Source organism: Streptomyces sp. Root1310, assembly GCF_001426425.1.
Classification (GTDB): Bacteria; Actinomycetota; Actinomycetes; order Streptomycetales; family Streptomycetaceae; genus Streptomyces.
In genome coordinates this window covers 121,187-142,448 of the sequence record NZ_LMEQ01000007.1, presented here as the reverse complement: position 1 = coordinate 142,448, position 21,262 = coordinate 121,187, and the positions used below count along the sequence as shown (strand labels likewise).

The following is a 21,262-nucleotide window of genomic DNA, read 5'->3' as shown; positions in this document are numbered from 1 at the left end:
CACCGCCCCGTACAGAAAAGGAATGAACCACATGCGCAAGACAACCGCTCTGCGGGCGGCCGCGGCAGTGACCGCCGCCCTGCTCACCGCGACCGCCTGCAGCGGCCGGCGAGGGCAGGATGCCCAGGAGACCGCCGCCGACGGCGCGTGCAAGGGCCAGCAGACCACCGGCATCACCGACAAGACCATCAAGCTGGGCGGGATCTACCCGCTGTCGGGACCTGCCTCCGCTTACGGCACGATCAGCAAGGGCGCGGCCGCCTACTTCAGTTATGTCAACGACAAGGGCGGCATGGACGGCCGCAAGGTCGAGTTCGTCGTCCGCGACGACGGCTACCAGCCGCCCAAGGCGGTCGAGGAGGCCCGCAGACTCGTCGAGCAGGAAAAGGTCTTCGCGGTGTTCCAGACCCTGGGCACCCCGTCCACGGCAGCCGTGTGGGACTACCTCAACAAGCAGAAGGTGCCGCAGCCCTTCGTCGCCACGGGCGCCTCCGCATGGGGCATAGGGGACCAGCACCCCTGGACCATCGGCTGGCAGCCCAACTACGTGGCCGAGGCACGTGTGTACGCCAAGTACCTCAAGGACGCGAAGCCCGAGGCCAAGGTCGCGGTCCTCTACCAGAACGACGACTTCGGCAAGGACTTGCTCGGCGGGTTCAAGAAAGCCGTCGCCGGCAGTGGCGTCACGGTGGTCGCCGAGGAGAGCTACGAGGTCACCGACCCTTCCGTGTCGGCACAGATGGCGAGCCTCGCACGCTCCAAGGCGGATGTGCTGCTGGACGTCACCACCCCCAAGTTCGGCAGCCAGGCCCTCGCCGCCGACGCCAAGAACCCCAGGTGGAACCCGCTGCACATCGTGAACAACGTGGCCTCGTCCGCCGCTGTGCTCAAGCCGGTCGGGTTCAAGAACGTCCAAGGCGTGGTCTCGGCCACCTACTTCAAGGACCCCGCCGACCCGCAGTGGGCCGCCGACCCGGAGATGAAGGCGTACAAGGACGCGCTGCACAAGTACGCACCCGACGCCGACCCGGCCAACCAGTTCAACGCCTACGGCTGGGCCGTCGCCTCCAGCCTGCACCAGGCCCTGGACGCGATGAAGTGCCCGACCAGGGAAGGACTGCGGGACGCGGTGCGCAGCCTGAAGGACGTGAAGGTGAACATGCTGCTGCCCGGGGTCACCATGTCCACCGGCCGCGGCGACGCCTTTCCGCTCGAGACGATGCAGCTGATGCAGTTCAAGGGCGAGCGGTGGCAGTTGTTCGGCAAGCCGGTCGACACCCGCAAGGAGTTCGGCCCGGCGGCGAAGTGAGCCGGCGGGGGCGGTCCGCGTCGATGCCCCGACACCTGCGGACCGCCCTCGCCCCGTCACCGGGGCCGGGAACCCCGTGTGCCCGCTCCCGACGTCTGCCGGGCACGGCGGCACCGGACCGGGCCGCCGGCTGCGCAAGAGGCAGTCGCTGCCCGGTCGCCGTCATACGTGCCACGCCCGCTCCGCCCGTCAGCCGCCCATGGTCCGCAGGCCGTCGAGCCGTCGACCGACGCCGCTCACCGGATGCCACGGTGAGCCCACAACGTGATGCTCCGCAGGCCATCCGACATTCCGACCAGTCGGTACCACGCCACACCCTTCTTCCCCAGCCCCTACGGAGCCGAGCCGCACCGAAAGGCCACGCGATGACATATCCCGATGACCGGCGGTACCCGCAGCCGGAATGGCAGCAGCCGTGGACCGAGCCGTACGGCCGCGCCCCTCGGTACGCCTCGTACGGGCGGGATCCGGGGCAGGAGCCCTCCCCGTCCGGATACGACGACTCTCCTTACGAAAGGTACGGGCAAGCCGCCCCGCAGGAGCCTTACGCGCACGAAAGGCATCCGCACAACGCCGACCTCGCCGCCCTCCGCTCGGCCTACCGCGTCCTCCGCCGGGTCTCGACGTTCACCGCGCTCGGCTCCTTCGTGGTGTATGTGGTGCTGTCCTGCTACGCACGTGGGCTGATGGGGGCCAGGATCACCGGGGAACTGAGCCTGGGAATGGCCCTGGGGATCCTTCAGCTCGTCGTCACCTTCGCGGCGGTCTTCTCGTACGGGCGCAGCGCACGACGCTCGGTGGACCCGTTGGCCCAGGCCGTCAGGGATCGGGCGGCCGCCCGGCCCGCGGGGGTGGTGAGATGACCGACTTCGGCTCCGGGTCGCAGGCCATCGTCCTCGTCCTCTTCACCGCCCTGGTCACCGTCACGCTGATGATGTGTGTGATGACGGGACCGGACCGCGACGATCTGACCGACTTCTACACCGGCTACCTCTCGCTCACCCCGTTCAAGAACGGCCTGGCCATCGCGGGCGACTACATCTCCGCGGCCACGGTGCTGAGCACCACCGGCATCATCGCGCTCGCCGGATACGACGGCTATGTCCTCACGGTCAGCACCGCGTTGTCTCTGGTGCTGCTGATGTTCCTGCTGGCCGAACCTCTGCGCAACGCCGGCAGGTTCACCATGGGCGACGTCCTGGCCCGCACCATGCCCGGGCGGGCCGTGCGCATCGCCTCCTGCGTCGTGACGCTTGCGGCGACCCTGCCCTTCCTGGTCGTCCAGCTCTCCGGGGCCGGGTCGCTGCTCACCTTCATCCTGGACATGCCGCACGGGGCGGGCGCCAGGACGGCGTGCATCGTCATCGTCGGCAGCCTGATGATCATTTACGCGGCCCTCGGCGGTATGAGGGGAACCGCGCTCCTGCAGATGATCAAGATCGTCATCCTGCTGGGCACCAGCGTCGTCGTCGCCGCCCTGGTCCTGAACCGCTTCGGCTGGAACCCCGGAGACCTGTTCAGGGCCGCCCAGCACGGCAGCGGCGCGGGCCCCGCCTTCCTTCAGCAGGGCCTCCAGTTGGGCACCTCGACCGCCGACCGGCTGGATTTCGTCGGTCTCCAGATCACCGTGGTCCTCGGTGTGGCCTGCCTGCCCCACATCACCATGCGCCTGTTCTCCTCGCAGGACGTGCCGGCCGTGCGTCGCTCCATGTCGTGGGCCGTCGGCACGGTCACCACCTTCTGCCTGCTCGTGATCATCGTGGGTACGGGCGCGGCGGCCCTGGTGGGATCGCGGTCCATCATCGCGGCCGACCCGCACGGCAGGACGTCCGTGCTCATGCTGTCGCAGGTGCTGGGCGGGGCCCCCGCCTCCGCGGGCGCGACGATTCTCTACTCGGCCGTGGCGGGAATGGTGTTCATCACCCTGCTGTCCTCGGTCGCGGGGATGACCTTGGCCGCGGCCTCGTCGCTCGCCCACGACCTGTTCGCCCATGCGGCGCGGCGGGGACGGGCGGAGCCGCGGACGGAGATGACGGTGGCGGCGTGGACGAGCGTGGCCGTGGGAACCGTGGCCATCGGGATCGCCGCCCTGGTCCAGAACTGGGACGTCGGCGTGCTGACCACGCTGGCCGTCTGCATCGGGGCGTCCGCGGTGGCTCCCGCGCTGACCTACTCCCTGTTCTGGAGGGGGTTCACGCGCACCGGCCTGCTCGCCACCCTTTATGGCGGCGCGGCCTGCGCGCTGGTGCTGATGGTCTTTTCCAAGGCCGTTTCGGGCACGCCGTCCGCCGTCTTCCCGAACGCCGACTTCCACTGGTTCCCCCTGCAGTCCACCGGACTGGTCTCCATCCCGTTCGGCTACCTGGTGGGCTGGCTGGGCAGCCGCCTGGACCACCGGCGCCGCGCCGCTGACAGCAGGGAGAGCCGACAGTTGTACGAGGAGAGTGAGGCACGTCTGCTCGCCGCAGCCGAATGACCCAGGTGGCGGGGGCGGGCCGGGCAGGCGGCCTCGGGGCCGCCGCCGCAGTCCGCCCAAGCGCCCCAAGCCTCCGGCGGGGGCGGTACGGCGGCCGGATGCCGACACGCACGCCGATGTGTGGGTCGGCCGCCGCATGGCCGGCGACGATCAGGTGAGCGTGTCGGCCAGGGATTGTTCGGTCCACACCGTTTTGCCTTCGCGGGTGTAGCGGGTGCCCCAGCGTTCGGCCATCTGTGCCACCAGGAACAGGCCGCGCCCGCCCTCGTCGGTGGTGCGGGCGCGGCGCAGATGGGGGGAGGTGTGGCTGGTGTCGCTGACCTCGCACACCAGAAAGCGTTCACGGATCAGCCGCAGGGTCGCAGGGCCGGTGGCGTACCGGTAGGCGTTGGTGGCCAGTTCGCTGGCGATCAACTCGGTGCTGAACGCCAGGTGTTCCAGACGCCATTCGGCCAGCTTGGCCGAGGTCAACGCCCGAGCCCGGGCAGCGATGGCAGGCTCCAGCGGCAGCTGCCAGGAGGCGACGTCCTCCGGTGGCAGCATGCGGGTGCGGGCGATCAGCAACGCGATGTCGTCGCTGGGGCGCGCAGGCACGAGCGAGTCGACCACGGCTTGGCATGTCTGTTCCAGCTCGTCCGCAGGGCGGGTGAGCGCTGCGCACAGCTTGCTCAGGCCGACGTCGGCATCGATGTGGCGTTCGCCGATGATCCCGTTGGTGTACAGGCACAGCAGGCTTCCCTCGGCCAGGTCGATCTCCCGGGCCTCGAACGGCAGGCCGCCCAGGCCGAGCGGTGGCCCCGCGGGCAGGTCGAGCAGCGCCACCTGTCCATCAGGAGCGGTCACCACCGGCGGCGGGTGGCCGGCGCGGGCCACGGAGCACCGCCGGGAGACAGGGTCGTACACGGCGTACAGGCAGGTGGCGCCGACGACCTGCTCGCCCACGGGCTGTTCGCCGAACGCTTCCTGTTCGGCCGCCAGCAGGGTGACCAGGTCGTCCAGGCGGGAGAGGACCTCGTCCGGTTCCAGGTCGAGGCTGGCGAGCGTGTGGACGGCGGTACGCAGCCGGCCCATCGTGGCAGCGGCGTGGATGCCGCGTCCCACCACGTCGCCGACGACGAGGGCGACCCGAGCCCCGGACAGTGGAATGACGTCGAACCAGTCGCCACCCAGGCCCGGGGCCGCGCTGGCCGGGAGGTACCGCAGGGCCACCTCGACGGCCGACTGGTCCGGAACGGCCCGGGGCAGAAGGCTGCTCTGCAGGGTGAAGGCGGCCTGCTGCTGCTGGGTGAACCGCCGGGCGTTGTCGATGGCGAGGGCGGCGCGCGAGCCGAGTTCCTGGGCGAGGGTGAGATCGTCCGCCTCGAAGGCATCGGGGCGGCGCGAACGCCACAGGGTCAGCACGCCCAGCACCAGGCCACGTGCGGCAAGAGGTACCACGATCAGCGAGTGGGCGCCCAGATCCGGGGCGTGGGCCCCCAGGCGGCCTTCGGCCGAGAACGAGTCGGACGGCAGGACCGGTTCCAGGACGGGCCGCCCTTCGGTCAGGCATCTTGCCTGAGGTGTGTCGGGTGCGAACTCCACCGGCGCGCCCTGGGGGTGCGGTGGGCCGGGTTGCTGAGCGCCGACGCCGCAGACCCCGACTCGTACCACAGGTCCCGCCAGTGCCCGCGCCGGTTCCTCACCACGTATGACCGGCTGAAGCAGGTCCACTGACGCATGGTCGGCGAGTTGCGGCACCATCACCTCGGCGAGTTCCCGGGCGGTCTCTGCCACGTCGAGCGTGGTTCCGATACGACTGCCGGCCTGGTCGAGGAGCGCCAGCCGACGCTGGGCCCGGTGGCGTCCGGTGATGTCCTCGACCATCTCGGCCACGCCCAGGACGCGGCCGGAGGGATCCTCCATCCGGAAGGCCGAGACCAACGCGACCCGCTCTCGTGCCGGATCCGCCTCGAGGCGGGCGAACTGCTCGGAGTAGATCAACGCTCGGCCGGTCTCCAACACCTGGCGTACACGGTCCGCGGCCCTGCGCGCGTCGTCGGGAAGGAGCATGTAGCCGGTCGGCAGACCTCGAAAATCTGCCGCCGGGACGCCGGTGAAGCGTTCGACGGCCCGGTTGACGCGGAGAACCCTGAGGTCGGGGCCATGGACGACCAGGCCGATCGGACACTGGCGGTACAACCCGTCCAGAATCGCGCGGTCCCTTTGCCAGTCCAGGACGTCGGCCGCGAGTGCCCCGGCGACAAGCCACTCACGGCCCCGGTCGTCGCGGGAGAACGTCTGGGCCCTGAGCCCCATCTCCACGAACCGTCCGTCGCGGTGCCGCACCTTGAGCACCCCGAACCAGCCGCCGTCTCTCCGGCAACTCGCCGCGCCCTCCCTGACAGCCGGCAGATCGCGCGGATCGACGAGGACCTCCACGGCCGGACGGCCGATCACGTCTGCCCCCGGATGACCGAGCAGTTCCTCCGCCCGCCGGTTCCATCCGACCACGGCACCCCGGTCGTCGAGCACCGCAAGGGCGGCGCGGCGCGGGGCGAACGGATCGTCGTGGCTTGCGCTGAGCTCCGTCATCCGCATCTCCACCGCTGGCTGACCTGCCGATACTCGTAAGCCTAGTGAACCTGGTGGAGCCGCGCGCGCTCCCGACGTGGCGGGCGCGGGTGATCATGGCAGGCCCGACCTCCGCTGTCAGCGCCCTGCGGAAACCGCGCGTGATGTGGCTCTTTCCCGTCCACAAACCTTCGCGGCGCACCCGGTCACCCGACCGTGTGCGCCGTAGGGAAATGCGTTATCGGCGGGCTCGGTCCTCGCCCGAGCCCGCCGATCACGCCGTGCCCGCTGTGCCCGCTCCCTGGCGGAGCGGGGCTCGTGTCGCGTTGTCAGCGCTGGAGTGTCAGCAGACCCGGACGGTAGGGCAGGAGGCCGTAGTCGCCGCCGGAGCTGGGGCTGCGCCCCTGGTAGAGCAACTGCAGACCGCAGGGATCGACGGTCATGGTCTGATCGGGCCCGGTGCGGATCAGTTCGCCGTGGCTGATGTCGTTGGTCCAGGTGGCGCCGCTGTTGGCCTTGCCCGCGAAGGGATTGCTCTCGGTCGCGGCCTGGGGTGTCCATGAGCCGTTCAGGCTGGTGGCCGTGAACGAGCGGAAGTAGCGGCCCTGCGAGCCGATCGCTTCGACGATCATGAGGTAGCGGTTCTGGCCTTGCAGCTTGTAGACCTGCGGGGCTTCGAACAGGTTGTTCGTCGTGTCGCTCATGACCACGGTCGAGGTCGTGCCGAAGCTGCCCGGGAAGTTCCCGATCGGCATACTGGCCCGGTAGATCTTGCCGTTGTCACCGGCGAAGAACAGGTACATGTTCGTCCCGTCACCGATGAGCGTCTGGTCGATGGGTCCGGTTCCGGAGCCGGAGATGCTTCCGGAGAACAGCACCTGCGGGGACGACCAGCCATTCGGGTTGGTGGGGTCGCTCGACGTCCGGTAGGAGAAGGCGGTGCCGCCCCACTGGTAGGCGAGCACCCAGATGTTCTTCGGCGCGAAGTAGAAGAGCGTGGGCGCGACGGTGGAAGCCGACATGGTGTTCTGGCCGGCCGAGGCCATCTCCGACCAATTGGTGAACAGGCCGAAGTTCATCGAACCCCAACTCGTCCCCGTGTCGTGCGTCGTCGCATAGACGAGTTGCCTGCCGTTGTAGGGGACGACGGTGAAGTCCTTGAGCGAGACCCACCCCGCCTTGGGCTGCGCCAGCGCGCCCGATGACGACCAGCGGTACGTCGACGGAAGATCGCACGGGCCGGAGCTGTCGCCGCCCACCTTGACGAGCTGCCACTGCTGGTTGGTGCCGCCCCAGTCGTCGTACTGGACGGTGTTCGCGTTGTCGGCGGTGGAGGCACCCTGTATCTCGAGGGCCTTGTTGCTGTGGCGCGAGATGAACCTCACGTAGCCGTCCGAGCTGTCGGCCAGCCGCCACTGCTGGTTGGTGGCGTTGAGGTCGGCCCACTGGACGATCGAGCCGCCGTTCGCGGTGGACCAGTTGTAGACGTCCAGCACCTTGCCCGAGTGACGGGACTTGATGCGGTAGTAGCCGCCCCCCGAATCGACGAACTGCCACTGCTGCTGGCTCTGATCGTTCCTGGTCCACTGGGTGATGCGGGCGCCGTCGTTGGTCGCCATGTTGTAGACATCCAGGGCCTTGCCGCTGTTGCGGTTGACCAGCACGTACGAGGCGTTGGGGTCCACGGTCGCCGCGCCGGCGGGCTGGGCGCCGAGGAAGGTGGCCACGAGCAGCAGGGGTGCCAGGACGGCGAGTAAGCGTCTCAGACGGACCGGGGGCGGGTGGTGGCGAAACCACATCAGAGGGCCTCCTTCTGGGGGCGTGGGGGGTGAGGTGACCCCGATGAACCGCGGAGCGGACGTGCCGGGCGGACGTGCCCGAAGACGGGGAGAACTTCGAATGTTTCGAAGAATTCCCGGATGCTGTGACGCCACAAGCTAGGAATGTGGGGCCCTCCGGTCAAGGCCTGTCGCCGATCTGTCCACAAACAGCGCCTCCCCTCTTGGGCTTGAAGAGCTGCCTCGTCGAGCGGAACCACTCCGGAGTCTGCGGATACGGCGCGCCCGGCCCAAGGTGATCGCGCGGAGGAGAGAGGCCTGTGAGGCGGCGTCGGGCTCGTCCGGATTCCGGAAAGTTTCGAAGGGGGAACCGAAACTTCTTCGGCGGGGAGTATTGACGATCCATCGTCAATACCTCAATCATCCCTGTCTGAGGAACCGGCCGCAGTTCGGAATATCGAACAATAACCCTGGTCAATCTGAGCCGCACGGCAGCTCCACGCACGGCTGCACGACAGATCCGCGCACCACAGCACCCGCGCCACCTCGTTTCCCTCCGGTGAGGTACCGCCCGCCGTTCGCCACCCGACCGCCGACCGGGTGCCGTCCGTGCCGGTCGAGATCGTCCCGGTCGAGATCCTCCCGGTCCCGTGACCACGGTGTCCGGTGATTCCGTGCTGCCCGGGTTCCGGCCCGCCCCGTCCGTCTGCCGAGTGGGAGCGGACGACGCATTTGCCTGCGCTTCGGTCCTTCCGTGATTTCTACCTTGGAGGCACAGCCATGGGCTCGTACGCCCTTCCCAGACCCTTTGTCCGCCGGAGGATCCGCGACCTGCTGTTGGCGCTGTTCGTCGGCGTTCTCGGTACGGTCGCCGCACTGGTCGCGCCGCCGGCCGCACACGCCGCGGAGAACACGCTCGGCGCCGCGGCGGCGCAGAGCGGCCGCTACTTCGGCACCGCCATCGCCTCGGGCAGGCTGGGCGACTCGGCCTACACGACGATCGCGAGCCGTGAGTTCAACTCGGTGACCGCCGAGAACGAGATGAAGATCGACGCCACCGAACCGCAGCGGGGCCAGTTCAACTTCACCGCCGGTGACCGCGTCTACAACTGGGCGGTGCAGAACGGCAAGCAGGTGCGCGGCCACACCCTGGCCTGGCACTCCCAGCAGCCCGGCTGGATGCAGAGCCTCGGCGGCAGCACCCTGCGCCAGGCGATGATCGACCACATCAACGGCGTGATGGCCCACTACAAGGGCAAGATCGCCCAGTGGGACGTCGTGAACGAGGCCTTCGCCGACGGCAGTTCGGGAGCCCGGCGCGACTCCAACCTGCAGCGCACCGGCAACGACTGGATCGAGGTCGCCTTCCGCACCGCGCGCGCCGCCGACCCGGCCGCCAAGCTCTGCTACAACGACTACAACGTCGAGAACTGGACCTGGGCCAAGACCCAGGCCATGTACGCCATGGTCCGGGACTTCAAGCAGCGCGGCGTGCCGATCGACTGCGTCGGATTCCAGTCGCACTTCAACAGCGGCAGCCCCTACAACAGCAACTTCCGCACCACCCTGCAGAACTTCGCCGCCCTCGGCGTCGACGTGGCCGTCACCGAACTCGACATCCAGGGCGCCGCGGCCACGACCTACGCCAACGTGACCAACGACTGCCTGGCCGTCCCGCGCTGCCTCGGCATCACCGTCTGGGGTGTGCGCGACACCGACTCCTGGCGATCGCAGGACACGCCGCTGCTGTTCAACGGCGACGGCAGCAAGAAGCCCGCCTACACCGCCGTCCTCAACGCACTCAACGGCGGCTCCACCACGCCCCCTTCGGATGCCGGACAGATCAAGGGCGTCGGTTCGGGCCGATGCCTGGACGTGCCCGGAGCCAGTACCACCGACGGCACCCAGCTTCAGCTGTGGGACTGCAACAACGCCACCAACCAGCAGTGGACCTACACCGCCGCCGGTGAGCTCAGGGTCTACGGCAACAAGTGCCTGGACGCCGGCGGCACCGGCAACGGCACCAAAGTCCAGATCTACGGCTGCTGGGGCGGCGACAACCAGAAGTGGCGCCTCAACTCCGACGGATCCATCGTCGGCGTCCAGTCCGGCCTCTGCCTCGACGCCGTCTCGGGCGGCACCGCCAACGGCACCCTGATCCAGCTCTACTCCTGCTCGAACGGCGCCAACCAACGCTGGACCCGCACCTGATGGGACCTGCCGCGAACGAAAGGGTGACTCGATGAAGACGCACGGTGCGGCGTCCCCCGCCCCTCCACGAAGGCATCGCTGGTGGTCCCGCGTCGCCGCCGTGGTGGCGGTGGCCCTCGCGATCGGCATGCTCGCCGCGGTGGATCCGGTGCCCGCGGAGGCGGCCACGGTGGACACCAACGCCTGGTACGTCCTGGTCAATCGCAACAGCGGCAAGGCGCTGGACGTCTCTGGCGCGTCCACCGCCGACGGAGCGCGCGTCGCCCAGCGGACGCGCAGCGACGGAGCCAACCAGCAGTGGCAGTTCGTGGACGCCGGCGACGGCTCCTACTGCCTCAAGGCCCGGCATTCGGACAAGGTTCTCGACGTGGCCGGCGCCTCGGCCGCAGACGGTGCCGTGATCCAGCAGTGGGCCGACCACAACGGGGCCAACCAGCAGTTCCGCCTGGCCGACTCCGACGGGGGCCATGTCCGGCTGATCAGCCGCGCCAGCGGCAAGGCGGTGGAGGTGCAGGGTGCCTCCACCGCCGACGGCGGCAGCGTCGTCCAGTACACCGACTGGGGCGGCGCCAATCAGCAATGGCAGATGACCAAGCTGTCGTCCGGTGGCGGCGGTGGCGGATGCGGCAGCGCCCCGACTCTGGCGAGCGGTACGCACACGATGACGAGCGGTGGCAAGAGCCGCAGCTTCATCCTCAGGGTTCCCGCCAACTACGACAACAGCCACCCCTACCGGCTCATCTTCGCGTTCCACTGGCGGGGCGGAACCGCCGGCGACGTAGCCTCGGGCGGCACGAGCGGCAGCGCCTGGTCGTACTACGGCCAACAGGAACAGTCGAACAACGGCGCGATCCTCGTCGCCCCCCAGGGCCTCGGCAACGGCTGGGCGAATTCGGGCGGTGAGGACATCACCTTCGTCGACGACATGATCCGGCGCATCGAGGGCGGCCTCTGTGTCAACCCGGCACAGCGTTTCGCCACGGGATTCAGCTGGGGCGGCGGAATGAGCTACGCACTCGCATGCAGCCGGGCGAACGTCTTCAGGGCCGTCGCGGTCATGTCCGGCGCCGAGATCAGCGGGTGCGGAGGCGGCACCCAGCCCATCGCCTACTTCGGAATCCACGGCGTCGGCGACTCCGTCCTCGGCATCGCGCAAGGACGATCCCTGCGCGACAGATTCGTCAGCAACAACGGCTGCACCCCTCAGAGCCCGCGTGAGCCCGCGTCGGGCAGCCGCACGCACATCACCACCACCTACGCGGGCTGCCGTGCCGGATACCCCGTCCAATGGGCCGCGTTCGACGGAGGCCACATCCCCGGTCCGGTCGACGGCTCCACCGCCGAAAGCGGCGTCGCCACCTGGACCAAAGCAGAGATCTGGAGGTTCTTCGCACAGTTCCGGTGACAGCGCACCGCGGAGTGGAGCCAGGACCATCCTGGCTCCACTCCGCGGACGCCTGTTCCGGACAGAAGGACGGAGCGGCCTGAGCGAAATCGCGCCCGAGCGGTCGGATCAGTAGCCGTAGATCATCTTGTAGGCGACCTCGGGGAGGAACTGTCCGGCCGAGGAGCCGCTTCCCACTCCGCAGTTGCCGTCGGACTCACCCGGGACCTTGATCCACAGGAGCATCTCGGCGCCTCCCCCCAGCCGGGTGGGGGTGCCGATACGGCGGCCCGAAGGGTTGCACCACTGGCCGTTCGAGCCGTTGCCGTTACGGCTGGTGTCCACGACGAACGGCTTGGTGTAGCCGTACCGGGCGTTGAGTTCACTGTTGACGGCGTTGCCGTACGCGGTGTTCTCGGCCGTGGTCAGGTAGTTGGAGACGTTGAGCGAGAAGCCGTGGGCCTGCCGGAGGCCTGCCTCGTGGAGGCGCCGGGCCATGGTCGCGGCGCTCTCCCAGGCCGGGTTGCCGGAGTCGAGGTACACCCAGGTGTGTGGAGCCTGGCGGTTGAACTCGGTGAGCGCGCCGGTGAGCATGGCCTCGCGTTCGTCGATCTGGGCCTGGTTCATGCAGCCGTAGTCCCCGAGGGAGTCCGGTTCCAGGACGACGACGGCCGGGCGGTTCCCGATCCCGCCCGCGAACTGGGCGATCCAGTTGGTGTAGGCGGACGGCGAGGAGGCCCCGCCCGCGGAGTGCCCGCCGCAGTAGTCGCGGTTGTAGATGTTGTAGGCGACCAGGACGGGCAACTTGTCCCGGGCGTCGGCGGCGCCCACGTACGCGCCGGTGGCGGTGCCGATGGTGCCGCTCCAGGAGCCGAACCAGCGGGCCGTGGGGGTCTTGGCGATCGAGGCGTCGATCGCGGGCGCCCGGCCGTCGCCGGGGTTGGCGGTGACCCACCGCTTCGCGCTGGAGTCGGGGTCGACGTAGAACCCGTTGGTCATGGTCGTCGGGTCCGCCGCCTGGGCGGACGGGGCGGTGGCGAGCGCCAGCGGCAGCGAGAAGAGCGCTGATGCCAGGGCGAGCAGTGTGCGGCGCACGACGGTACCTCGGTTCTCTGACGGGGATGTGTCCGATGGTCGGCGGTGAGCGTGGGGAGCGCTCGCTCGGGAGCGCTCCCCACGTGTCGGTCCGGTCAGCAGGTCGAGTTGGTCTGGGTCAGGAGGCCGAGCCGCCAAGGGAGGAGGTTGTAGTCACCGCCCGCGTTGGGATTCAGGCCCTGGTAGAGGTACTGGAGCCGGCACGCGGGAATGGTGAGTGTCTGGTCGTAGCCCGCGCGGATCATCTCGCCGTGGCTGATGTCCCGGGTCCAGGCGCCGGCGGGGAAGCCGACGTTGTTCGCCCGGGCGAAGGGATTGCCCTCGGAGGCGGCGAGCTGCGTCCAGGAGCCGGCGAGACCGGCGGACGTCCAGGAACGGAAGTAGCGCCGCCCGTCGGAACCGATGGCCTCGACCAGCAGCAGGTACTGGTTGCTGCCTTGCACCTTGTACACGTTGCTCGCTTCGAACAGCGCGTTCTTCGAGTCCTGCAGTGCGATGACCGTGTTGGTGAAGCCGTTCGGGAACTGGCCGACCGTCGTCTGCGAGCGGTACAGGTGTCCGTTGTCGTCGGAGGAGAACAGATAGCAGTTGGCGCTGTCGCAGATCACCCACATGTCGACCCAGTAGCCGTTGCCGATGTTCTGCCGGATGATGTCCGGCATCGACGGGTAGAAGTTGCGCGGGGCGCTCCACCCGTTGGGGTTGCTGATGTCGGGGTTGGTGGAGTACGACGCGTTGCCGGTCTGGTAGACGAGGTACCACAGGCGCTGGGGCGCGTTGTAGAAGACCTGCGGCGCGGCACGGTAACCGGCGCCGATGGCCGTGCGGTCGAGGTAGTGATGGGTGGCCGAGCCGGCCTGGGACCAGTCGGCGAAGTTCAGGTAGACCAGGTTGTAGCCGGAGGAGCTCGCGGTGCTGGCGAACACGTGGTACTTGCCGTTGTAGTGGACGACCGTCGGGTCCTTGATGCCGGCGATGTTGTGGGTCGAGTCGGACTTGGGCGCGATCAGCTGTCCGCTGGAGCTCCACGAGTAACTGCCGGGCAGGGCACGCGTGTCGGGGGTGCCGCGCGTGGTGGCGGCGGGCGCGGTGGTGGCGGGCGTGCCGCCCAGCGCGGTCAGCGCCGGGTTGTACGCCGACTTCTTGTTTCCGTTGCGGTCGAACAGCAACGGGTTCTCGCTGCTGCGCCAGGAGTCGCTGTCGCGGATGCCCCAGACCGTGATGCCGGTGCAGCGCGCGACGTTCATGCAGGCCCTGACGGTGTTCGCGTACGCGGTCGGTGAGGCCTGCGCGATGTCCAGTTCGGTGATCTGGACGTCCACGCCGAGGGCGGCGAAACTCGACAGCGTCGTCTGGAAGCTGCCGGGGGGACCGCCCGCGCCGAAGTGGGCCTGGAGGCCGACGCAGTCGATGGGCACGCCGCGTGCCTTGAAGTCGCGCACCATGCGGTAGACGCCCTGCGTCTTGGCGGCGTTCCAGTCTTCGATGTTGTAGTCGTTGTAGCAGAGCTTGGCCGCCGGGTCGGCCGTACGCGCCGTGCGGAACGCCTGCTCCAGGAAGCCGTCGCCGAGCACGTCCCGGAAGACCGAGCTGCGGAGCTGTCCGCCGGAGCCGTCGGCGAAGGCCTCGTTGACCACGTCCCAGGAGTGGATCCGGCCCTTGTAGTGGTTCATCACGGTGGTGATGTGGTTGTTCATCACGCCGCGCAGAGTGGTGGCGTCCCTGATGGAGCCGACCCAGCCGGGCAGTTGGGAGTGCCAGACCAGGGTGTGGCCACGCATGCGCTGACCGTGGGACGTCGCGCGGTTGACGATCTGGTCGCCGGGGCCGAAGTTGAACGAGCCCCGGGACGGCTCGGTCGTGTCCCACTTCATCTCGTTCTCGGGTGTGACCGAGTTGAACTCACGGTCCAGGATGCCGGTGTATGTACCGTCGCCGAGCCGGCCGGCGGCCACGGCGGTTCCGAAGTACCGTCCGGACTGGGCCGCCTGGGCGCCCAGGGTCGAGGCCCGAACGGCGTCGGGCGTGTCGGCCGCGCCCGACGCCGTCCCGGGTGTCGCCAGGACGGTCGCGGCCAGCAGGCCCAGGACCGAGGCCCGGCGACAGCCGATCCGTTTCAGCGGGTTCATGGTTCTCCTCGTGGGGTGGGTGGGGGGTTGTGTGGTGCGTTCGGGGTTGTGTGGTGCGATCGGTGGACCTCGTCAGGGCGTGGTCAGCTCGAACCGTGCGCAGCGGACCGCGCCGCCGAGTGCCTGCGTGGCGTGGTGGAAGAGGGCGAAGCGGTAGCCCATGAAGAACCGCCAGTCGTTGCCCAGGACGAAGGCGGGTCCGAGGCGGGTGAAGGTGGTGCCGTCGGTGCTGTAGGAGAAGGTGCCGAGGCGTCCGGTGCCGGGACGGATGTCCGCGCTCGCGCGCAGCCAGACGCGGCTGCCCGAGAGGGCCGCGCTCGCGGCCTCGGTGCCGGTGCCGGTGGTGTTCCAGTTGGTGTCCATGGTCAGCCCGTTGACCATGCACACCCGCGTTCCGGCGGCGTCGCGCTTCAGGCCGATCCATGCGGAGGAGTCCCGCAGCAGCGCGAGTCCGGCCCGGTCGCCGTTGCGCATCTCGGTGTGGTCGAGCTGGACCGTGGCGGTGGAGGCGGGGCCCTGGATGCGGTGCGTGAGTGTGTTGCGGGCCCAGTAGAGGTCGTTGGTGACGGTCGCGGTCCGCAGGGTCAGGCCGTTGTTCACCGACCATCTGGTGTTGTCCGGGTTGTGGTTCCACTCCCATCTCGGCTTGAGGGCCGTGCCGTCGAAGGTGTCGACGCCGGTCATGGGGGTGACCGGACGGGGCGGAGGGGGCACGGCCGGGCCGGGGTACGAGGTGCCCCATGCGCCGTTGACGAGTTGCACGACCGGCCAGCCGTCCGCGGTCCAGGTGACCGGTGCCAGGGCGGGCATCCGGCCACCGGGGTACGCGTCGACGAAGGCCAGGTAGTACCAGGCGCCGCTCTGCGTCTGCACCAGCCCGCCCTGGTGGGGCACTCCACCGCCGGCGATCGGTCCGGGCAGGTCGAGGAGGACCTGCCGCATCGTGTAGGGACCGAAGGGACCGCTCGACGATTTGAGGATGTACTGGCCGTTCGCGGGGCGGGTCAGGAAGATGTAGTACTGCCCGTTGATCTTGTAGAAGCGGGAGCCCTCGAGGGTGCCGACGCTCGACGGGGTGGTGAACACCTGCTGCGTACGGACCTGGTTGCGGCCGTCGGGCGAGAGCTGGGCCACGCTGATCGTGGTGTTCCCGTACGCCACGTACAGGGTGTCGTCCGTGTCGACGAGCAGTCCCGCGTCGTAGTAGGGCGTGCTGATCGTCGTGAGTCGGCTCCACGGCCCCTCGGCGGCGGTGGCCGTGTAGACGTACGTCCTGGCGAAGTCGATCTGGCCGAGCCAGTAGAACGTCCTGTTGCTCGGCCGGTAGGCCAGCGACGACGCCCAGATGCCCCGGACGTAGCCGCGGGCACCGTTCAGGTCGTACTTGGCGCCGAAGTCGAGCACGGGCACCGAGTGACCGGCGATCTCCCAGTTGACCAGGTCGTACGACCGCAGGACGGGGGCGCCCGGCGCGTAGTGCATGGTCGAGGCCGAGGCGTAGAAGGTGTCGCCGACGCGGATGACGTCGATGTCCGCGAAGTCCTGCCAGATCACCGGGTTCGTGTACGCCGCCGCGGTGGCGAGCGTCGGCCCGTGGGTGGAGGCGGTGCCGTGGGCCGCCGTCGGAGGAAGCAGGGCACCGGCGGTCAGGCCGGTGGCGGTCGCCAGTGCGCGGCGACGGGAGAGAATGTGATGGGTCCATGACATTTGCACGTGTGGCGTTCTCCTTCTGTGCCCAGCCGTGGGGGGTTGGAGTTGCCCGGAGGTGCTCTGTCGGTTCGTACGGAGCGGCTGCGCTTCGGTTCGTACGGAGCGGTTGCGCTGCATACGAAATGCCGAACAAGGATCGGCTTGTCGAGCATTCAGGATGATAGGAGGCGGGCGAATCCCGTCAATACCTCGCGCATGAATCGTTTGAAGCTTCGAAACATTCGAAGCGGAGCATGCGAGGTTGCCGCAGGCCAATTGCCCGGATGGTGCAGATGAGCCACCCTCCGCGCTCCTGTATGGCCTGATCGTGGAGGTGGTTCGACGATGGGGTTGACATGTTCGATCGCCTCCCTAGTATCCGTGAGGCCCTCAGTTTCCGAATGCTCAACGAAATTTCGAACCGACCTTCTCTTCTATGTAGTGTCATGAGCGTGACATCGATCTTCGTGTCGCCGTCCCATGGCGCCCTTCCGGGAAAGGGGGCACCTCGTGCCCAGACGATCCGGCGGACGACTTCTCCACCTCCTCGCGGCGGCCGCGTTGACGGCCACCGCGGCCGTGACCGCTTCCGCTCACTCCACCGCCTCGGCCGCGCCCGGCAGCCCGGCGCTCACACCACCACTGGGCTGGAACAGCTGGAACAGCTTCGGGTGCGGGATCACGGAGGCACAGGTCCGCCAGGCCGCCGACGCGATGGTGTCCTCGGGCATGCGGGACGCCGGCTACCGCCATGTGGTGGTGGACGACTGCTGGTTCGACCCGCAGCGTGACGCGGCGGGCAACCTGCGGGCCAACCCGACCAAGTTCCCGAGCGGGATGAAGGCGCTCGGGGACTACATACACGGCAAGGGCCTCAAGTTCGGGATCTACCAGGTGCCGGGCGAGCGCACCTGCGCACAGACCAGCGGCGCCTACCCCGGGTCGACGGGCAGCAGGGGGCACGAGGCCCAGGACGCCACCACGTTCGCCTCGTGGGGGGTCGACTACCTCAAGTACGACTGGTGTTCCTCCAGCGGCACCCGCGACGAGCAGGTCGCGCGGTTCACGCTCATGCGCGACGCCCTGCGCGCCACCGGGCGGCCGATCGTCTACAGCATCAACCCCAACAGCTTCCACGCCATCACCGGCGCCACATACGACTGGGGCCAGGTCGCCGATCTGTGGCGGACGACCGAGGACCTGCTCGACATCTGGCAGAACGGCAACACCAACAGCTATCCCATGGGCGTCGGCAACGTCCTGGACGTCACCGCGCCGCTGGCGGCGCAGTCGGGTCCCGGACACTGGAACGACCCCGACATGCTGGTCGTGGGCCGTCCCGGCCTGTCACTCACCGAATCCCGCTCCCACTTCGCTCTCTGGGCGCTGCTGGGTGCCCCGCTCATGGCCGGCAACGACATCCGCACCATGTCCGCCGACGTGAGCGCGATCCTGCGCAACCCGCGCCTGCTGGAGGTGAACCAGGACCGGCTGGGCGCGGGTGGGCGCAGGGTGCGCGACGACGGCGACGCCGAGGTGTTCGTCAAGCAGCTGTCCGACGGTTCGGTCGCGGTGGGCCTGTTCAACCGGGGAGGCAGCACCGCGACGGTCACCACCACCGCGGGGCAAGCCGGCCTGTCCGGCGGGCCGTTCACCCTCACCGACCTGTGGACCGGCGGCACATCGAGCACCTCCGGGCAGATCTCGGCGAGTGTCCCCGCGCACGGCGTGGCCGCGTTCCGGGTGAGCGGTGGCAGCCCCCTGTCCGCCACCACCTCGCGGCTGCGCGGCAACGCGTCCGGCCGCTGCCTGGACGTCGACAACGCCTCCACCGCCGCCGGGGCCACGGCGCTGCTCTGGGACTGCCACACGGCCGCCAACCAGCTGTGGACCACGTGGTCCGGCGGCGAGATCCGCGTCTTCGGCGACAAGTGCCTGGACGCCTACGACCAGGGGACCGTCAACGGCACCCGGGTCATCACCTGGCCCTGCAACGGCCAGGACAACCAGAGGTGGACCGTCGGCTCCGACGGGTCGATCCGCAACGTCCACGCCGGGCTGTGCCTCGACGTCGACCGGTCCGGCACCACCAACGGAACCCCGTCGGTCCTGTGGAGCTGCAACGGACAGAGCGGCCAGAAGTGGACCCGGCCGTGAGCAACCGCGGCTGAGAAAAGGGGAGTTCGGCGATGACGCCCCGCCGGGCTCCGACACCTCTCAACGGCGGGGTCCGCGCCATGCCGGAGGCGGCGCCGCCGAAGTGAGTTGACCCACGGTCTCTCCGACGGCGGCCTGACGCGACCACATCGTTGGTTAGGGTGACGGGCAGAGGCCGAGCAGAGACTGATTCCGATGCCCTCGACCAGGGCGGGGGACAGGCCGGCGAAGCTCGGGGACGGGGCGTCGCGCCGGCGGCGGGTGACACGGGGGCGGCCCCGACGGGAGGGCGAGGTGCATCGCATCTGCCGGATGAACCGCGACGGTGTGCGACGGGTGGGGCACGCGCCCGGCCCGGCCGGAGGTGGCCGCGACAAGGACCTGGAACAGGGGAGACGGGAAGCCGCTGCGGGACGACCGGACGCGGTGACCGCGTGATGGGCCGGCCGGCGCCCGCGGTGCTGCCCCCGTCGCTGCGCGGTCGGCTCGGGCTGACCGGGGTCCTCGCCGCGCTGGTGGTCGCCGCGATCGGGATCCTGTACGCCGGGCACAGCGAGCCCGGCCGGGTGGACAGGTGGATCGTCCGACCGACGGCGGACAGCGTGCGGCCGCCGTGGCGGAGCGTCGCTCTGGCGACGGACTTCCTGGGGGAGCCCGCCGGAGCGGCGATGCTGGTCGTGGCCGCCGTGACGGCCTGTCTGCTGCTTCGGCGTCCACGCGCCGCGGTGCTCGTCGTCGTCGGCGCCGGCATGGCCGTGGTGACGGCGACGCTGCTCAAGTCCCTGGTGGGACGCACCATCCACGGCGACGGCAACCTGTCCTACCCGAGCGGGCACACCGCCTTCCTCACCGCGCTCGCCCTGGTGGCGGCGTTGCTCACGACCGGCCGTCTCGGCCTCGGCAGGACGGCCGGCACGGTGCTCGTGCTCGGCGCGGCGCTGGTCGCCGGCGCCGTCATGGGCTGGGCGCAGGTCGCCCTGGGCGCGCACTACCCGACCGACGTCCTCGGGGGCTGGTGCACCGCGCTGGCGGTGACACCGGCCACCGCGTGGCTGGTCGACCGGACGGCCGACCGGCTGAGCGGCGGACCGGCCGACCGGCCGGCCGAGCGGATGGCCGACGCCGGTCGGGAGCGTCGCTGACGTCGCGTCACGCCAGGCGGCGGAACACGGGCCGCACCGGCCGTCCGGCCAGCCAGGGAGTGGGGTCGGCGGCGTCCAGTGCCTTCCGGTACACCGCGCAGGCCTGGGCCACCACGTCGACGGTGCGATCGATGTCCGCCTCGTCGAGCGCGCTGCTCACCACGAACGACGGGGCCAGCACCCCGCCCGCGAGGAGCCGGCGCAGGAACAGGGTGCGGTACCCCTGCGACGGCTGCCCGTGCTCGTCGAGGGTGGCGAAGACCAGGTTGCTGGCCCGGCCCCGGACGACGATGTGGTCGCCGACTCCCATGGCGGCCGCGACGTCGCGGACACCGGCGGCGAGCCGCTCGCCGAGGGCGTGCAGCCGCGCGGTGACGCCCTCTTCGACATAGGTGGTCTGCACGGCCATCGCGGCTGCCAGCGAGTGCGTTTCGGCACCGTGCGTGGTGGACAGCAGGAACACCCGGTCACCGGAGTGACGCAGCCCGCCCAGCTCCATCAGATCGCGGCGCCCGGCCAGCGCGGAGACGGCGAATCCGTTGCCCAGCGCCTTGCCGAACGTGGAGAGGTCGGGGACGACGCCGTACATGCCCTGGGCGCCCGCCTCGGACCAGCGGAAGCCGGTGATCATCTCATCGAAGATCAGCACACAGCCGTGCCGGTCGGCCAGCTCGCGCAGCCCGGCGAGGTACCCGGGCGGCGGCTCGGTGTGGGTGGCCGGTTCGAGGATCAGACACGCGACCTCGTCCTGATACCGGGTGAGCAGCTCCTCCGTGGCGGCCAGATCCCCGTAGGGAAACGCCACGGTGAGCTCGTTGGTCGCCGCCGGAATACCGGCGGACATCGGCGTGGTGCCGATGAACCAGTCGTCGACGGAGAAGAACGGATGGTCGGCGCAGAGGGCCACCCGCGAGCGCCCGGTGGCGGCGCGGGCGAGGCGCACCGCGGCGGTGGTGGCGTCGGAACCGTTCTTCGCGAACTTCACCATCTCGGCGGTCGGCACCGTGGCCAGGAAGCGCTCCGCGGCTTCGACCTCCATGATGGACGGCCGGACGAAGTTGCTGCCGCGGTCGAGTTCGCGCCGCACCGCCTCGATGACGCGGGGGTGGGCGTGGCCGAGGCTGACCGACCGCAGGCCGGAGCCGTACTCGATGTAGCGGTTGCCGTCGACGTCCCACACATGGGCGCCGCGGCCGTGGCTGATGACCGGGGCAAGGTTCTCGGGGTACTGGTCGTCGCCCTTGGCGTAGGTGTGCGCGCCCCCCGGGATCAGGGCGTGCAGCCGCTCGTTCGCCGTCCGCGACCGGGGCAGGAGGAGTTCTGCGGTGTGTTGGGTGTCCAC

General features: G+C 69.6%; 13 protein-coding genes. 7 read left to right on the top strand and 6 right to left on the bottom strand.

The features are described from left to right. The first annotated feature begins 31 nt into the window (after positions 1-31). From ASD48_RS15945 to ASD48_RS15935, 3 genes are all read left to right on the top strand, one after another. Positions 32-1,309, top strand: a complete 1,278-nt coding sequence (locus tag ASD48_RS15945; protein WP_057602293.1) for an ABC transporter substrate-binding protein — start codon at positions 32-34, stop codon at positions 1,307-1,309. Between the two features lie 365 nt (positions 1,310-1,674). Beyond that, positions 1,675-2,172 (top strand): DUF485 domain-containing protein, encoded by a 498-nt coding sequence (locus tag ASD48_RS15940; RefSeq protein ID WP_057602292.1) that lies wholly within the window; start codon positions 1,675-1,677, stop codon positions 2,170-2,172. Beyond that, on the top strand, positions 2,169-3,785 hold the full coding sequence (locus tag ASD48_RS15935) for a cation acetate symporter (protein ID WP_057602291.1): 1,617 nt from the start codon (positions 2,169-2,171) through the stop codon (positions 3,783-3,785). Before ASD48_RS15940 ends, ASD48_RS15935 begins: the two co-directional genes overlap by 4 nt. Positions 3,786-3,935: 150 nt before the next feature. Here ASD48_RS15935 and ASD48_RS15930 read toward each other — a convergent pair whose 3' ends face one another. Both ASD48_RS15930 and ASD48_RS15925 read right to left on the bottom strand, forming a co-directional pair. Beyond that, complete coding sequence (locus tag ASD48_RS15930; RefSeq protein ID WP_079073782.1) at positions 3,936-6,356, bottom strand: SpoIIE family protein phosphatase; 2,421 nt, start codon at positions 6,354-6,356, stop codon at positions 3,936-3,938. A gap of 308 nt (positions 6,357-6,664) precedes the next feature. Next, positions 6,665-8,134 (bottom strand): non-reducing end alpha-L-arabinofuranosidase family hydrolase, encoded by a 1,470-nt coding sequence (locus ASD48_RS15925; RefSeq protein ID WP_057602290.1) that lies wholly within the window; start codon positions 8,132-8,134, stop codon positions 6,665-6,667. 759 nt (positions 8,135-8,893) lie between these two features. Between ASD48_RS15925 and ASD48_RS15920 the strand changes: the two genes are divergently transcribed. Next, the gene (locus ASD48_RS15920) at positions 8,894-10,324 is read left to right on the top strand and encodes an endo-1,4-beta-xylanase (RefSeq protein ID WP_057602289.1); all 1,431 of its coding nucleotides are present in this window, start codon (positions 8,894-8,896) and stop codon (positions 10,322-10,324) included. Between the two features lie 100 nt (positions 10,325-10,424). Next, positions 10,425-11,729 (top strand): RICIN domain-containing protein, encoded by a 1,305-nt coding sequence (locus ASD48_RS15915; RefSeq protein ID WP_057602288.1) that lies wholly within the window; start codon positions 10,425-10,427, stop codon positions 11,727-11,729. Between the two features lie 108 nt (positions 11,730-11,837). Here ASD48_RS15915 and ASD48_RS15910 read toward each other — a convergent pair whose 3' ends face one another. The 3 genes from ASD48_RS15910 to ASD48_RS15900 all read right to left on the bottom strand — a co-directional run bounded on the left by ASD48_RS15910 (position 11,838) and on the right by ASD48_RS15900 (position 16,639). Then, the gene (locus ASD48_RS15910) at positions 11,838-12,803 is read right to left on the bottom strand and encodes a glycoside hydrolase family 6 protein (protein WP_057602287.1); all 966 of its coding nucleotides are present in this window, start codon (positions 12,801-12,803) and stop codon (positions 11,838-11,840) included. Between the two features lie 95 nt (positions 12,804-12,898). Then, on the bottom strand, positions 12,899-14,932 hold the full coding sequence (locus tag ASD48_RS15905) for a non-reducing end alpha-L-arabinofuranosidase family hydrolase (RefSeq protein WP_057602286.1): 2,034 nt from the start codon (positions 14,930-14,932) through the stop codon (positions 12,899-12,901). A 72-nt stretch (positions 14,933-15,004) separates the two neighbouring features. Further along, entirely contained in the window at positions 15,005-16,639 is a 1,635-nt protein-coding gene (locus ASD48_RS15900) for a glycoside hydrolase 43 family protein (protein WP_199875818.1), read from the bottom strand. 492 nt (positions 16,640-17,131) lie between these two features. Between ASD48_RS15900 and ASD48_RS15895 the strand changes: the two genes are divergently transcribed. Further along, positions 17,132-18,778, top strand: coding sequence for an RICIN domain-containing protein (locus ASD48_RS15895; RefSeq protein ID WP_057602361.1), 1,647 nt, complete (start codon positions 17,132-17,134; stop codon positions 18,776-18,778). Between the two features lie 434 nt (positions 18,779-19,212). Continuing rightward, positions 19,213-19,920, top strand: coding sequence for a phosphatase PAP2 family protein (locus ASD48_RS15890; protein WP_107104326.1), 708 nt, complete (start codon positions 19,213-19,215; stop codon positions 19,918-19,920). A gap of 7 nt (positions 19,921-19,927) precedes the next feature. Here the strand turns inward: ASD48_RS15890 and ASD48_RS15885 are convergent, their stop codons facing one another. Continuing rightward, positions 19,928-21,262: a glutamate-1-semialdehyde 2,1-aminomutase gene (locus tag ASD48_RS15885; RefSeq protein ID WP_057602283.1), complete on the bottom strand. Its 1,335-nt coding sequence runs from the start codon at positions 21,260-21,262 to the stop codon at positions 19,928-19,930.